This window comes from Burkholderia sp. FW306-1C-G01B, from assembly GCF_058781685.1.
On the sequence record NZ_JBYSWZ010000011.1, the window covers coordinates 269,492 to 284,289 of the forward strand.

Below are 14,798 nucleotides of genomic sequence, written 5' to 3' on the forward strand. Positions count from 1 at the left end.
CATAGCGCTTGCGCGTGGCTTTTGCAGATGCGGCCAGCGCCGGCGGAATCAAGCCGGGCAGCGCCGCCCGCAGGCGAAAAAAAAGCCGGCGCGCAACGGGCAGCCGGCTTCGGTCGGGGCGCGGCGCGAGGCCGCGGACCGCCGTTACTGGGCCTTCGGCAGGCCTTCGAGCTTCATGCCGGGCTTGATGCCCTTCGCGGCGAACCAGCCCTTGCTCATTTCGAGCGCATAGACGCCGTTGTTGCGCGGGCAGTGGTTGTCGGTCGTCTCTGCCTTCATCTCGTCGATGTCGGTGATCGTGCCGTCCGCGCGGATGAACGCGATCGACAGCGGGATCAGCGTGTTCTTCATCCAGAAGCAGTGCACGGCATTCTCGTTGAACACGAACAGCATGCCTTCGTTCGGCGCGAGCTGCGAACGGTACATCAGCCCCTGTTCGCGGTCGGCGTCGTTCGCGGCGACGGCCGCGTCGATCACGTACATGCCGGCGCGCAGCTTCACGTGCGGGAACTCGCTCGGCTGCTTGGCGCCGGGCGGCATCTGCGCGCTGGCGGCCTGCATGCCGAGCGCGAGGACGGCGAGCGCGGCGGGAAACACGGCGGCGCGCACAAGGCGGCCGAGCGACGGGCGCAGGGAGAATTGCACAGCAAGGCTCCTATCTGGAAAACGAGACCCGCATGGTACGCGATGCGCGCCGGCGGGCACAAAAAAGAAAAAGGCAGATCGCCTTGCGGTGATCTGCCTTTCAACGCCGTAAGAACGGCAAGACTGCGTGTTCTTGACTGCGTTATTACAACTTGCTTGCTTAGTTCGAAGCAGCTGCCGGGGCTTCGGCTTCGCTAGCTGCCTTCTTCGCAGCGTGGTGCTTCTTCGCAGCGTGGTGCTTCTTGTGCGTTGCCTTCTTAGCCGGTGCCGAAGCAGCTTCTGCCGGAGCAGCAGCAGCCGGAGCGGCCGGAGCCGAAGCTTGTGCGAAAGCAGCCGTTGCGAAGAGACCAGCGACCAGAGCGGCGATCAGTTTGTTCATGTTGTGTTCCTCAGCTTTAGTTAATTAACCAAATGACCCGGCATAGGAGTCATGACGTCTAACGGTGCCATCCACCTTTCGGTTGACAGACGCTTCGAGAAATTTCTCATTGCGCTGCGGGCGCCGAATCGTATTCGAAAAAGACGTCGCTTTCGTGACGCAAACACGTTCGGCTGCCGATACCGGATAGCTCAGGGTGGCATCTGCGTGGTTTAACGCGCGATCTTTGCAGGTGGTTGACGAAAAAGACGACGAAAAAAATCGTGCGTCCCGAATCCGTCATCCGGCGGGCGCGAAACCGTCCCACGGCGCGCGCGGCGGCAGTGCGATTGTTTCGCCTGGCGCAATGCCGAGCGCGAATATATCCAGCGCGCCGATGCCGACGCGCACCAGACGCAACGTCGGGAAGCCGACGGCCGCCGTCATCCGGCGCACCTGCCGATTCTTGCCTTCGGTGATCGCGAGCTCGATCCACGTGGTCGGGATCGCGGCACGATAGCGGATCGGCGGGTTGCGCGGCCACAGCGCGTCGGGCGGCTCGATGAATTCGGCGCGGCACGGGCGCGTCACGTAGTCGCCAAGATCGACGCCGCGCGCGAGCGCCTTCAGGTCGGCGGGGCCGGGCGTACCTTCGACCTGCGCCCAGTAGCGCTTGACGAGCTTGTGGCGCGGCTCCGCGATGCGCGCCTGCAGCGCGCCGTCGTCGGTGAGCAGCAGCAAACCCTCGCTGTCCGCGTCGAGCCGGCCGGCCGCATAGACACCGGGCGTTTTTACCCAGTCGCCGAGCGACGGCCGCGTCTCGTGCGCGGAAAACTGGCAAATCGTGCCGAACGGCTTGTTGAGGGCGATCAGGTTCATGGCGGGGCGCCCGCCCGGCGGGCCGCAGCAAGCGGGCAGGGCGGTCTATGGCAAATGGCGGAATCTTAATGCATAATACGGAACGGCAAGTCCTCTGTCTTATATAAGACATAAGTGAGGTCTTGATGCGCAGTGCCGCGCTTCATGCCGAAGTGCCCGGTTGGGGCGCTAGAATAGCGGCTCGCTGTTGCCGTCACGGGGTGGCCATGCCGCGTCCCCGCCGCGCGCGCAGTTTCGACCAGCATCACCTGCTCAGCCACGTCACTGGAGTCGATCATGCCGTATCAGCACATCAAGGTTCCGGAAGGCGGTGACAAGATCACCGTCAACAAGGACTTCTCGCTCAACGTTTCCGATCAGCCGATCATTCCCTATATCGAAGGCGACGGTACGGGCTTCGATATCACGCCGGTCATGATCAAGGTCGTCGATGCGGCGGTCGCGCAGGCCTACAAGGGCAAGCGCAAGATCCACTGGATGGAGATTTTCGCGGGCGAGAAGGCGACGAAGGTGTACGGTCCGGACGTGTGGCTGCCGGACGAAACGCTGCAGGTGCTGAAGGAATACGTGGTGTCGATCAAGGGGCCGCTCACGACCCCGGTCGGCGGCGGCATCCGTTCGCTGAACGTCGCGCTGCGCCAGGAACTCGACCTGTACGTGTGCCTGCGCCCGGTCCAGTACTTCAAGGGCGTGCCGTCGCCGGTGCGCGAGCCGCAAAAGATCGACATGGTGATCTTCCGCGAGAACTCGGAAGACATCTACGCGGGCATCGAATGGGCCGCGGGCTCCGAGCAGGCGAAGAAGGTGATCAAGTTCCTGCAGGACGAGATGGGCGTGAAGAAGATCCGCTTCCCGGAAACCTCGGGGATCGGCGTCAAGCCCGTGTCGACCGAAGGCACCGAGCGCCTCGTGCGCAAGGCGATCCAGTATGCGATCGACAACGATCGCAAGTCGGTCACGCTGGTGCACAAGGGCAACATCATGAAGTTCACGGAAGGCCTGTTCCGTGACGCCGGCTACGCGCTCGCACAGAAGGAATTCGGCGGCGAGCTGATCGACGGCGGCCCGTGGATGCGCGTGAAGAACCCGAAGACGGGCAACGAGATCGTGATCAAGGATTCGATCGCCGACGCGTTCCTGCAGCAGATCCTGCTGCGTCCGGCCGAATACGACGTGATCGCGACGCTGAACCTGAACGGCGACTACATCTCCGACGCGCTGGCCGCGCAGGTCGGCGGCATCGGGATCGCGCCGGGCGCGAACCTGTCGGATTCGGTCGCGATGTTCGAGGCGACGCACGGTACCGCGCCGAAGTACGCGGGCAAGGATTACGTGAACCCGGGTTCCGAGATCCTGTCGGCGGAAATGATGCTGCGCCATCTCGGCTGGACGGAAGCGGCCGACACGATCATCGCGTCGATGGAGAAGTCGATTCTGCAGAAGCGCGTCACGTACGACTTCGCGCGCCTGATGGAAGGCGCGACGCAGGTGTCGTGCTCGGGCTTCGGCGAAGTGCTGATCGAGAACATGTAAGCCCCTTCCGGGGTGGGCCGGAGCGTTTCCGGCCGCCCCGGCGCCTACTGCCGGCGCCGGGGCGTTTCGTGGATGGCAGGTTTGTTGGCAGGGCGGTCCGGCATGCGGGCCGCGGCGCCGCGATGCGGCCCGGATGCCCTGCAAGGTAGAACATGACGGCCCTTGCAATACCACCGCCCGGCTGAGCCGGCGCGGCCCCATTCGCGACCGATCCGGTCGCCCCTCCGCCGGTTACTGCCGGCGATCTTCAGTTCCAATATTCACGTAGCAACGCATCGACCATGTCCACTTCGCCCAAGATCATCTATACCCTCACCGACGAAGCGCCCGCGCTCGCGACCTATTCGCTGCTGCCGATCGTCAAGGCCTTCACGCGTTCGTCCGGCGTCGCCGTCGAAACGCGCGACATCTCGCTCGCCGGCCGCATCGTCGCGGCATTCGCAGACATCCTGCCGCCGGAGCAGAAGGGTTCCGACGATCTGGCCGAGCTGGGCCAGCTCACGCTGAAGCCGGAAGCGAACATCATCAAGCTGCCGAACATCAGCGCGTCGGTGCCGCAGCTCAAGGCCGCGATCGCCGAACTGCAGGCGCAGGGCTACAAGTTGCCGGCCTATCCGGAAGACCCGTCGACCGACGAGGAAAAGGCCGTCAAGGCCCGCTACGACAAGATCAAGGGCAGCGCGGTGAACCCGGTGCTGCGCGAAGGCAACTCCGACCGCCGCGCGCCGCTGTCGGTCAAGAACTACGCACGCAAGCATCCGCACAAGATGGGGGCGTGGCAGGCCACGTCGAAGGCGCACGTCGCGCACATGAGCGAAGGCGACTTCTACGGCAGCGAGAAGTCGGCGCTGATCGCCGATGCGGGCAGCGTGAAGATCGAACTCACGACGACCGACGGCGCGAAGAAGGTGCTGAAGGAAAAGACGGCCGTGAAGGCCGGTGAAGTCATCGACGCATCGGTGATGAGCCGCAGCGCGCTGCGCAGCTTCATCGAAGCGCAGATCGCCGATGCGAAGGCGCAGGGCGTGCTGTTCTCGGTGCACCTGAAGGCGACCATGATGAAGGTCTCCGATCCGATCCTGTTCGGCCATTTCGTGTCGGTGTTCTACCGCGACGCGCTCGCGAAGCACGCGGACGTGCTGGCGCAGGTCGGTTTCAACCCGAACAACGGGATCGGCGATCTGTACGCGCGCCTGAAGGACCTGCCGGCCGACACGCGCGAAGCGATCGAAGCCGACGTCAAGGCCGAATACGCGGTGCGCCCGCGCCTCGCGATGGTCAACTCGGACAAGGGCATCACGAACCTGCACGTGCCGAGCGACGTGATCGTCGACGCGTCGATGCCGGCGATGATCCGCGAGTCGGGCTGCATGTGGGGCCCGGACGGCGAGCTGTACGACGCGAAGGCCGTGATTCCGGACCGCTGCTACGCGGGCGTCTACCAGGCCGTGATCGAGGACTGCAAGCAGCACGGCGCATTCGATCCGGTCACGATGGGCAGCGTGCCGAACGTCGGCCTGATGGCGCAGGCGGCCGAAGAATACGGTTCGCACGACAAGACGTTCCAGATCCCGTCGGACGGCGTCGTGCGCGTCACCGATGAAGCCGGCAACGTGCTGCTCGAGCACGCGGTCGAGTCGGGCGACATCTGGCGCATGTGCCAGACGAAGGACGCGCCGGTGCAGGACTGGGTCAAGCTCGCGGTGAACCGCGCCCGCGCGACCGGTGCACCGGCCGTGTTCTGGCTCGATCCGGCGCGCGCGCACGATGCGCAGATCATCGCGAAGGTCGAACGCTACCTGAAGGATCACGACACGAACGGCCTCGACATCCGCATCATGACGCCGGAAGACGCAACCCGCTTCTCGCTCGAGCGCATCCGCGCGGGCAAGGACACGATCTCGGTCACCGGCAACGTGCTGCGCGACTACCTGACCGACCTGTTCCCGATCATGGAGCTCGGCACCAGCGCGAAGATGCTGTCGATCGTGCCGCTGATGGCCGGTGGCGGGATGTTCGAGACGGGTGCGGGCGGGTCCGCGCCGAAGCACGTGCAGCAGTTCGTCGAGGAAGGCTTCCTGCGCTGGGATTCGCTCGGCGAATTCCTCGCGCTGGCAGCGTCGCTCGAACACCTCGGCCACGCGTACCAGAACCCGAAGGCGGTCGTGCTCGCGAAGACGCTCGACCAGGCGACCGGCAAGTTCCTGGACGAGAACAAGTCGCCGGCGCGCAAGGTCGGCGGCCTCGACAACCGCGGCAGCCACTTCTACCTGTGCCTGTACTGGGCGCAGGCGCTCGCCGAGCAGACCGAGGACGCCGCGCTGAAGGCGCAGTTCGAAGGCGTGGCGAAGGCGCTGTCTGGCAGCGAAGCGCGCATCCTGGAAGAACTGGCGGCTGCGCAGGGCAAGCCGCAGGCCATCGGCGGCTACTACCGTCCGAACGTCGATCTGACGAGCCAGGCGATGCGCCCGAGCGCGACGCTGAACGGCATCGTCGACGCGGTCGCCTGACGCCGGCCGCGCAATCGCGCGGGCCAATGCGGGCGCCGGCGCGGCGGGTTTCACCGTCCGCCGCTCTCCGCAAAAGAAAAACGCCCCGGACGCCCGGGGCGTTTTTCGTTGCAGGCTTGCCATTCAGACGTGAACGATTTCCCACTCGGCGATTTCGTGCGGCACTTCGAGCGTCGCCGTGTCCATGTCGGACAGTTGCGGGCAGTCGCCGCGGGAGATGTGGTCGGCTGCCACTTCGGGGCACGAGAACGCGCCGAGCAGGGCGTTGCCGAACGTCGCTTCCCAGCCGCCGTTACCCGGCAGGATGTAGAACGACCCGAGCGCTGAACCAAAGCGAAATCCCTTCATTTCCGTTCTCCCTTTCTGATCACATGCGATTCTGTTGTGCCGCCTGCCGGCTCGGCCGGCCATGGCCCGACTGGCTGCTTGCGCCGGGTTCCGTATCGAACGTCGTGGCGAAGCGTCGGTGCATGAAACAAAGTCTACGTCCGCGACCCAGTCGGATGGTGCGTGTAGAACAGCTTCTCGAAACAAAAAATCTCGTTTAAAAACATTGCATTATTTCTGTCGTTTTGTATTGCGGAACGTTTTTTGGCATCGCGAAACAGGAAATTTGTGCCCTGCACCACGAATTTTTACAACGCAGAGACTTGTTCCGCATCGTGAAATATTTGCGGTTTCGCGGGGGATGACGCGGCGAGCGCCAATGCAGGGACGAACGGCAGGCGCCAGGCGGTGGCCAGGAGTCCGTAATCGGAGCGGATGAGTGGCGGCGGCGGTCGCCGGTGAACCGGCGTACAGCGCTGCTCGATGATGCCGGCCGATGCGTATCGAATTCGGTGCGGCAGCGCGCGCTGCGGCGTATTGCCGCCCGACCGGCGGCGGCGCGTTTCGATGGGGCTCGCGGTTATGATGACGCGGGCATCAGGTTTCGCGTCGCGCATCGGCATTCGAGCCGGCCGGCGCGGGCGTCGCGGCTGCCGCGCGACGCAGCATGGATAACGAGGAACGATTGATGATACGGAGAACCTTCTTGTCGCGCGCCATCGGTGTCGCGGCCGCGTCGCTGTTCGCGCGCACCGCGTGGGCGCAGCATGCCGGTCATGAGGGCATGGCCGGCATGGATTCGATGGACGACATGCCCGGCATGTCAGGGATGTCGGGTCATGCGCAGCACGTCAAGCCCGCGCCGGCCGCGCTCGCGGCCGCCGACGCGCTGCCGGCCGGCGCGCCGCTCGCGACGTTGCGCACGCTCGCGAACGAAAGCCGCGAGCCCGGCACGTTCCGGGCCACGCTGGTGGCGCAGCCCGTTGCGCGGCCGATGCTGCACGGTGCGCGGCCGACCACCTTCTGGCAGTTCGGTGCGGGCACGCAGGGCCCCGTCGTCGGCCCGCTGATCGACGTGCGCGAGGGCGACAAGGTCGAGATCCGGTTCGTGAACAAACTGCCGCAGCCGTCGACGATCCACTGGCACGGGCTGCCCGTGCCGCCCGATCAGGACGGCAATCCGTCCGATCCGGTCGCGCCCGGCGCGTCGCGCGTGTACCGCTTTACGTTGCCGAAGGGCAGCGCCGGCACCTACTGGTACCACCCGCATCCGCACATGATGACGGCCGAGCAGGTGTTTCGCGGGCTGGCCGGCCCGTTCGTCGTGCGCGCCGCGGACGATCCGCTCGTCGGCTGGCCCGAGCGCAACCTGTTCGTGTCGGACCTGAAGCTTGCGCGCGACGGCACGATTGCACCGAACGACATGATGGACTGGATGAACGGCCGTGAAGGTCAGTTCGTGCTGGTCAACGGCGCACGCCGACCGCGGATCGACGTCGCCGGCGACGAGCGTTGGCGGGTATGGAATGCGTGCAGCGCGCGCTACCTGCGCGTCGCGTTCGACGACGGCCGTGCGTTCGAGCACGCGGGCACCGACGGCGGGCTGTTCGACGCGCCGCGCCGCGTGACGTCGCTGCTGATTGCGCCGGGCGAGCGCGCGGAGTTGCTGGTGCGCGCCGGCGATCGTGCGTCGCGCGCGGTGCTGCAGGCGGCCGAATACGACCGGCGCAAGATGGCGATGTCGCACGACGACGGCCACGGCAGCCTGCCGCCCGATCCGGCGCTGGCGCTGGCCGATGTCGCGTTTGCGCCCGCCGAGGCGCGCGCGCTGCCCGCCGTGCTGCGCGCGGTGCCGCTGCTGGGCGAACCGGTTGCGCGCAAGACGGTCGAGTTCGGCGAAGAAATGGATATGGACGCGATGATGAAGGGCGCGGCGCACGGCCGCCCGGCGGGCATGCGCTTCACGATCAACGGCGAAACCTACGCGCCGCACCGCGCGACGCTGACGAGCCGTCGCGGCGACGTCGAGCGGTGGGAGATTCGCAATACCACCGACATGGATCACCCGTTCCACCTGCACGGCACGCAGTTCCAGGTGACCGAGCGCGCGTCGGGCGGCTCGCGCTCGAGCGAACCGTTGCGCGCATGGCGCGATACCGTGAATGTGCGCAGCGGCGAAACCGTGACGATTCTCGTCACGCAAGACATGCCCGGCGAGCGCATGTTTCATTGCCACATTCTCGAACACGAGGATCTCGGCATGATGGGCACGCTGAAGGTCGTGTAACGAAACGGTGAATATGTTTCACATACCGGATCGGTATTCGATCTGCATGCGTGACAAGACAATGCATGTTCAATAATCGGGATTGAACGAAAAGGCCGGCCAATCGATTATCGATTGGCCGGCCTGAAAAAAAAGAAACCCGGCGCAATGCGCCGGGTTTCTTCGTCCGATATCCGATGCCTTTATGCGGCCTGGATGTTCGACGCTTGCTTGCCCTTCGGTCCTTGAACGACGTCAAAGCTCACCTTCTGGCCTTCCTTCAGCGTCTTGAAGCCATTCATGGTGATAGCCGAGAAGTGCGCAAACAGATCCTCACCGCCCTCGTCGGGAGTGATGAAACCGAAGCCCTTCGCGTCGTTGAACCACTTAACGATACCAGTTGCCATACCTACTTCCCCTGTCACACAGTCGCTGCTACTTACCACGAGCACGCTCGAAAAGCTAAACGACCGGAAAATGCAGCCGTTCCCCCCTCACAAGCTCACCTCGGCCTCTTTCATTTCGCCAACCGGCGATTTGAAAAAAGTGCCAGCTTGATTGTTGGCGCTCTTTATTGGAGTGTCAAGAGGAATTTTTAGACGGTTAGAGGGCCGTTGTAAAGAACCCATTTTCAGGGTTTTTCCGGCTTTGCTTCGCAGCATGCGGCCAAGCGCGAGGACTTGAAAAGCCGCATAATCGGCTCATCTACCAGGCTCGAGTGACACGCGTTCGAGTCGTCCCGGCTTGTGGGATACTGGATGCGGATACGACGTTCCGGTGCGGTTCCCCCTGACGGTTCGTGTTCCGCGCCACGCGTGAAAGCCGGCACCGCAGCCGGCTTTCGTATGGCACGAAGAAGATCGCGTGTTCCGGGATACCGGGGAGGGCGCCGGCCGGTCGGTCGGGTAATGGCAGGATTGCGGGCCTGTCCGAGTTGTTTAGAATGGGTGTATGGCGATTATCCCGGACAAGCAGGACAGTACCGTCCTGGAACGCAAGCAGCAGAAGCTCAAGCCGCCTTCGATGTACAAGGTGGTGCTGCTGAACGACGACTTCACGCCGATGGAATTCGTCGTGATGGTGGTCCAGGAGTATTTCAAGAAGGATCGCGAGACGGCCACGCAGATCATGCTGAAGGTCCATCGCGAAGGGCGAGGGGTTTGTGGGGTCTATACGCGGGACATCGCGTCGACCAAGGTTGAGCAAGTCGTTACCCATGCGCGGCAGGCCGGGCATCCGCTGCAGTGCGTGATGGAGGAAGCATGATTGCCCAGGAATTGGAAGTCAGCCTGCACATGGCGTTCATGGAAGCACGCCAGGCGCGCCATGAGTTCATTACGGTCGAGCATCTGCTGCTGGCCCTGCTGGATAATCCGACGGCAGCCGAGGTGTTGCGCGCGTGCGCGGCAAACATCGAGGATCTGCGTCAGAACCTGCGCAATTTCATCCACGACAACACGCCTACCGTCCCGGGCACCGACGACGTCGATACGCAACCGACGCTCGGTTTCCAGCGCGTGATCCAGCGCGCGATCATGCACGTGCAGTCGACGTCGAACGGCAAGAAGGAGGTGACCGGCGCGAACGTGCTGGTCGCGATCTTCGGCGAGAAGGATTCGCACGCGGTGTACTACCTGCAGCAGCAGGGCGTCACGCGCCTCGACGTCGTGAACTTCATTTCGCACGGCATCGCGAAGACGAACAACGGCGAGGCCGCGAAGTCCACCGATGCGAACGCGGAAAGCGAAGACGCGAATGCGCAGAAGGAAACGCCGCTCGCGCAGTTCACGCAGAACCTGAACCAGATGGCGAAGGACGGCCGCATCGATCCGCTGATCGGGCGCGAGCCCGAGGTCGAGCGCGTCGTGCAGGTGCTGTGCCGTCGCCGCAAGAACAATCCGCTGCTCGTCGGCGAGGCCGGCGTCGGCAAGACCGCGATCGCGGAAGGGCTCGCCTATCGCATCACGCGCGGCGAAGTGCCCGACATCCTCGCGAATGCGCAGGTCTATTCGCTCGACATGGGCGCGTTGCTTGCGGGAACCAAGTATCGCGGCGATTTCGAGCAGCGCCTGAAGACGGTGCTGAAGGAACTGAAGGAGCGCCCGCACGCGATCCTGTTCATCGACGAAATTCATACGCTGATCGGCGCGGGCGCCGCGTCGGGCGGCACGCTCGATGCGTCGAACCTGCTGAAGCCGGCGCTGTCGTCGGGCACGCTCAAGTGCATCGGCGCGACCACGTTCACCGAGTATCGCGGCATCTTCGAGAAGGATGCGGCGCTGTCGCGGCGCTTCCAGAAGGTCGACGTGAGCGAGCCGACCGTCGAGCAGACGGTCGCGATCCTGCGCGGGCTGAAGTCGCGCTTCGAGGAGCATCACGGCGTCAAGTATTCGTCGGGTGCGCTGTCGGCCGCGGCCGAACTGTCGGCGCGCTTCATCACCGACCGTCACCTGCCGGACAAGGCGATCGACGTGATCGACGAAGCGGGCGCCGCGCAGCGCATCCTGCCGAAGTCGAAGCAGAAGAAGACGATCGGCAAGAGCGAGATCGAGGAAATCATCTCGAAGATCGCGCGCGTGCCGCCGCAGAGCGTGTCGCAGGACGACCGCAGCAAGCTGCAGACGCTCGATCGCGACCTGAAGAGCGTCGTGTTCGGCCAGGATCCGGCGATCGACGCGCTGGCGGCATCGATCAAGATGGCGCGCGCGGGCCTCGGCAAGATGGACAAGCCGATCGGCGCGTTCCTGTTCTCCGGCCCGACGGGCGTCGGCAAGACCGAAGTGGCGCGCCAGCTCGCGTTCACGCTCGGCATCGAGCTGATCCGCTTCGACATGTCGGAGTATATGGAGCGTCATGCGGTGAGTCGCCTGATCGGCGCGCCGCCGGGCTATGTCGGGTTCGACCAGGGCGGGCTGCTGACCGAAGCCGTCACGAAGAAGCCGCATTGCGTGCTGCTGCTCGACGAAATCGAGAAGGCGCATCCGGACATCTACAACGTGCTGCTGCAGGTGATGGACCACGGCACGCTGACAGACAACAATGGCCGCAAGGCGGATTTCCGCAACGTCATCATCATCATGACGACGAACGCGGGCGCCGAGTCGATGCAGAAGGCGACGATCGGCTTCACGACGCGCCGCGAAACGGGCGACGAGATGACCGACATCAAGCGCCTGTTCACGCCGGAGTTCCGCAACCGCCTGGATTCGATCATCAGCTTCCGCTCGCTCGATGAGGAAATCATCATGCGCGTGGTCGACAAGTTCCTGATCCAGCTCGAGGAACAGCTGCACGAGAAGAAGGTCGACGCGCTCTTCACCGACGCGTTGCGCAAGCATCTCGCGAAGCACGGCTTCGACCCGCTGATGGGCGCGCGGCCGATGCAGCGGCTGATCCAGGACACGATCCGTCGCGCGCTCGCCGACGAGCTGCTGTTCGGCAAGCTCGTCAACGGCGGTCACGTGACCGTCGACGTCGACGAAAGCGACAAGGTGCAGTTGTCGTTCGACAAGCTGGCGAATCCGCCGCACAAGCCGAACGAAGAGACGGTCGAAGTCGAGTAAGCGATAATTCGTTGTTCATGCGAACGGCGCGGGAAGTTCTCCGCGCCGTTTCGTTTTATCCGGCGCCGGCGGCGCAATGGTGGTGCAGGGGAGTGGTAACGCAGTGACACAACAACAACGATCGTTCGACAACATCGTCGCGCGCGAACAAGGGTTGCGCCACGCGCTGACGTCGGGGCAAATGGCGATGATCGCGATCGGTGGTGCGATCGGCACGGGGCTGTTCCTCGGCAGCGGGTTCGCGATCGGGCTCGCCGGCCCGAGCGTGCTGGTCTCTTATGCGATCGGCGCGCTGATCGCGCTGCTGCTGATGGGCGCGCTTGCTGAAATGACCGTCGCGCATCCGACGGCCGGCTCGTTCGGCGCGTATGCCGAACACTACGTCGGCCCGCTCGCGGGCTTTCTGGTGCGTTATGCGTATTGGTTCGCGGTCGTGTTCGCGATCGGCACCGAGATCAGCGCGATCGCCGTGTTCATGAAGTACTGGTTTCCGGCCGTGCCCGGCTGGTACTGGGTGATCGGCTTCTCCGCGCTGCTGATCGCCGTGAACCTCGCGAGCGTCACGCTGTACGGCTCGGTCGAGTACGCATTCTCGTTGCTGAAGATCGCGGCGATCGTCGTGTTCATCGTGCTCGGCGCGTACCTCGTGTGGTCGGCGCCGGCCGCATCGGGCATCGGTTTCGCGAACTACACCGCGCACGACGGCTTCATGCCGAAGGGGCCGTGGGGCACCTGGGTCGCGGTGATCGTCGCGATCTTCAGCTACATGAGCATCGAGGCCGTCGCGATCGCGGCCGGCGAAGCGCGCGATCCGCAGCACGCGGTCACGCGCGCGTTTCGCTCGACGGTGTTCCGGCTCGTGCTGTTCTACCTGCTGACGCTGTCGCTGATGCTCGCGATCGTGCCGTGGACGCAGGCCGGCACCGACGAAAGCCCGTTCGTGAAGGTGATGGCCGCGACGCACGTACCGTACGCGGCGGGTGTGATCAACTTCGTGCTGCTGATCGCGGCGCTGTCGGCGATGAACAGCCAGCTCTACGTGACGACGCGGATGATGTTCAGCCTGTCGCGCGCGCGGCTCGCGCCCGCGGTATTCGGCCGGCTCGGCACGAACGGCGTGCCGCGTGCGGCGCTGTGGATCTCGACGAGCGGCGTCGCGGTGGCGGCCGTGCTGGTCGCGCTGGCGCCCGACACGGCGTTCACCGTGATGATGGCGATCGCGATGTTCGGCGCGCTGTTCACGTGGCTGATGATCTTCGTCACGCATCTGCGCTTCCGTTTGCGGTACCGCGGCCCCGTGCTCGCGTTCCGGATGTGGGGTCACCCGTTCGGTAGCCTGCTCGGCGCGGGGCTCGTCGCGGCGATCCTGTTCACGACCGCGTTCACGCGCGAATTCCGGATGACGATGGTGGTCGGCGTCGTGTTCGTCGTGCTGCTGACGCTCGCGTATGCGCTGCACTACCGGCACCAGCACGCACGCTGACGGTGCCAGCGTGGCCGCCCACGGCCGCGCCCGCCGGCCATCGCGATCTTCACGTTCGCTAAGGTTCCGTTAAGCCGGCGGCGACTAACATTCGATCCTGTCTGCAACGCGGGCCGGCACGCGTCGGCTCGCCGCTTTCCTGCACAAGGGGTTCGAATGAACAAACTTCCCGAAATCACGCTTGCGTTCTGGATCATGAAGATCTGCGCGACGACGCTCGGCGAAACCGGCGGCGATTTGCTGTCGATGACGCTGAACGTCGGCTATGCGGTGAGTTCGATCCTGCTGTTCGGCTTCTTTCTCGTGACGCTGGGCGCGCAGCTCAAGACGACGCGCTATCGCCCGGCGATCTACTGGGCCGTGATCGTCGCGACGAGCACGGCCGGCACGACGATGTCCGACTTCATGGACCGCACGCTCGGCCTCGGTTATGCGGCCGGCTCGTCGATCCTCGTCGCGATCCTGCTGGCGATCTTCGCGGTCTGGCGGCTCAGCGGCGAATCGCTGTCGGTCGACCTGATCCGCACGCGCAAGGTCGAACTGCTGTACTGGATCGCAATCCTGTTCTCGAACACGCTCGGCACCGCGCTCGGCGATTTCCTCGCGGACAGCTCGGGGCTCGGATTCGGCGGCGGCGCGCTGCTGATCGGCGGGTTGCTTGCGGCGATCGTGCTCGCGCACTATTTCACGCGGATCTCCGGCGTGCTGCTGTTCTGGGCCGGGTTCGTGCTCACGCGCCCGTTCGGCGCGACGGTCGGCGACCTGCTGACGAAGCCGGTCGCGAAGGGCGGGCTCGCGCTCGGTACGGTCGGCTCGTCGGCCGTGCTGCTCGGCGTGCTGGTCGCGATGGTGATCTATGCGGGCGTCGCGCAGACGCGGCGGCGCGAACCGGTACCCGCGCGGATCGCGCAGCCGGCCGGCGAATGACGGCGAACGAAAAAAAGGGCCTCGCGGCCCTTTTTTTGCGTTGCGTGACCCGTCCTGAAATAGGTTGACACTTTTTCGCCCAAGCGAAGAGGTGCCAAGTGAAGCAAGGGATCAAGCGGACGCAGCGGGACTACAGCCTGGCTTTTAAATTGTCGGTGGTGGCGCAGGTCGAAAAAGGCGAACTGACGTACAGAGAAGCGCAGCAGCGCTACGGCATCCAGGGGCGCTCAACCGTGCTGGTATGGTTACGTAAGCACGGCTTGCAGGATTGGGCCGATCCATCCGGCCGTGCGCGATCGGGTTCCAC

13 protein-coding genes and 1 pseudogene are annotated in these 14,798 nt (G+C 64.6%); 8 read left to right on the forward strand and 6 right to left on the reverse strand.

All coding sequences use genetic code 11. The annotated features are described in order from the left end of the window. Positions 1–144: 144 nt before the first annotated feature. From AC3WLY_RS23010 to AC3WLY_RS23020, 3 genes are all read right to left on the reverse strand, one after another. Entirely contained in the window at positions 145–645 is a 501-nt protein-coding gene (locus AC3WLY_RS23010) for a DUF192 domain-containing protein (protein ID WP_492308916.1), read from the reverse strand. Positions 646–805: 160 nt separating this feature from the next. Continuing rightward, positions 806–1,024: a hypothetical protein gene (locus tag AC3WLY_RS23015; protein WP_072444916.1), complete on the reverse strand. Its 219-nt coding sequence runs from the start codon at positions 1,022–1,024 to the stop codon at positions 806–808. A 279-nt stretch (positions 1,025–1,303) separates the two neighbouring features. Then, complete coding sequence (locus AC3WLY_RS23020; protein WP_492308915.1) at positions 1,304–1,882, reverse strand: pseudouridine synthase; 579 nt, start codon at positions 1,880–1,882, stop codon at positions 1,304–1,306. A 276-nt stretch (positions 1,883–2,158) separates the two neighbouring features. Here AC3WLY_RS23020 and icd point away from each other — a divergent pair, with 276 nt between their 5' ends. Both icd and AC3WLY_RS23030 read left to right on the forward strand, forming a co-directional pair. Then, complete coding sequence (gene icd / locus AC3WLY_RS23025) at positions 2,159–3,415, forward strand: NADP-dependent isocitrate dehydrogenase (protein WP_492308914.1); 1,257 nt, start codon at positions 2,159–2,161, stop codon at positions 3,413–3,415. Positions 3,416–3,696: 281 nt separating this feature from the next. Next, on the forward strand, positions 3,697–5,925 hold the full coding sequence (locus AC3WLY_RS23030) for an NADP-dependent isocitrate dehydrogenase (RefSeq protein ID WP_175961888.1): 2,229 nt from the start codon (positions 3,697–3,699) through the stop codon (positions 5,923–5,925). 123 nt (positions 5,926–6,048) lie between these two features. Here AC3WLY_RS23030 and AC3WLY_RS23035 read toward each other — a convergent pair whose 3' ends face one another. Together AC3WLY_RS23035 and AC3WLY_RS23040 are read right to left on the reverse strand one after the other, a co-directional pair. Beyond that, a complete protein-coding gene (locus AC3WLY_RS23035; protein WP_034178827.1) occupies positions 6,049–6,273 on the reverse strand; it encodes a hypothetical protein in 225 nt (74 codons plus the stop codon). Between the two features lie 287 nt (positions 6,274–6,560). Continuing rightward, complete coding sequence (locus AC3WLY_RS23040; protein WP_310142115.1) at positions 6,561–6,869, reverse strand: hypothetical protein; 309 nt, start codon at positions 6,867–6,869, stop codon at positions 6,561–6,563. 71 nt (positions 6,870–6,940) lie between these two features. Between AC3WLY_RS23040 and AC3WLY_RS23045 the strand changes: the two genes are divergently transcribed. Next, complete coding sequence (locus AC3WLY_RS23045) at positions 6,941–8,539, forward strand: multicopper oxidase family protein (protein WP_492332719.1); 1,599 nt, start codon at positions 6,941–6,943, stop codon at positions 8,537–8,539. Between the two features lie 182 nt (positions 8,540–8,721). Here the strand turns inward: AC3WLY_RS23045 and AC3WLY_RS23050 are convergent, their stop codons facing one another. Continuing rightward, a complete protein-coding gene (locus AC3WLY_RS23050; RefSeq protein WP_006478030.1) occupies positions 8,722–8,925 on the reverse strand; it encodes a cold-shock protein in 204 nt (67 codons plus the stop codon). Between the two features lie 544 nt (positions 8,926–9,469). Here AC3WLY_RS23050 and clpS point away from each other — a divergent pair. The 5 genes and pseudogenes from clpS to AC3WLY_RS23075 form a co-directional block, all read left to right on the forward strand. Beyond that, positions 9,470–9,784 (forward strand): ATP-dependent Clp protease adapter ClpS, encoded by a 315-nt coding sequence (gene clpS, locus AC3WLY_RS23055; RefSeq protein ID WP_006398529.1) that lies wholly within the window; start codon positions 9,470–9,472, stop codon positions 9,782–9,784. Next, on the forward strand, positions 9,781–12,081 hold the full coding sequence (clpA, locus tag AC3WLY_RS23060) for an ATP-dependent Clp protease ATP-binding subunit ClpA (RefSeq protein WP_072444902.1): 2,301 nt from the start codon (positions 9,781–9,783) through the stop codon (positions 12,079–12,081). Before clpS ends, clpA begins: the two co-directional genes overlap by 4 nt. Positions 12,082–12,184: 103 nt before the next feature. Beyond that, positions 12,185–13,564, forward strand: a complete 1,380-nt coding sequence (locus tag AC3WLY_RS23065; RefSeq protein ID WP_492308912.1) for an amino acid permease — start codon at positions 12,185–12,187, stop codon at positions 13,562–13,564. A 156-nt stretch (positions 13,565–13,720) separates the two neighbouring features. Next, positions 13,721–14,491 carry a COG4705 family protein gene (locus AC3WLY_RS23070; protein ID WP_492308911.1) on the forward strand — a complete coding sequence of 257 codons (771 nt, stop codon included), beginning with the start codon at positions 13,721–13,723 and terminating at the stop codon, positions 14,489–14,491. Positions 14,492–14,589: 98 nt separating this feature from the next. Then, positions 14,590–14,798: pseudogene (locus tag AC3WLY_RS23075) on the forward strand (IS3 family transposase); the annotation flags it as partial.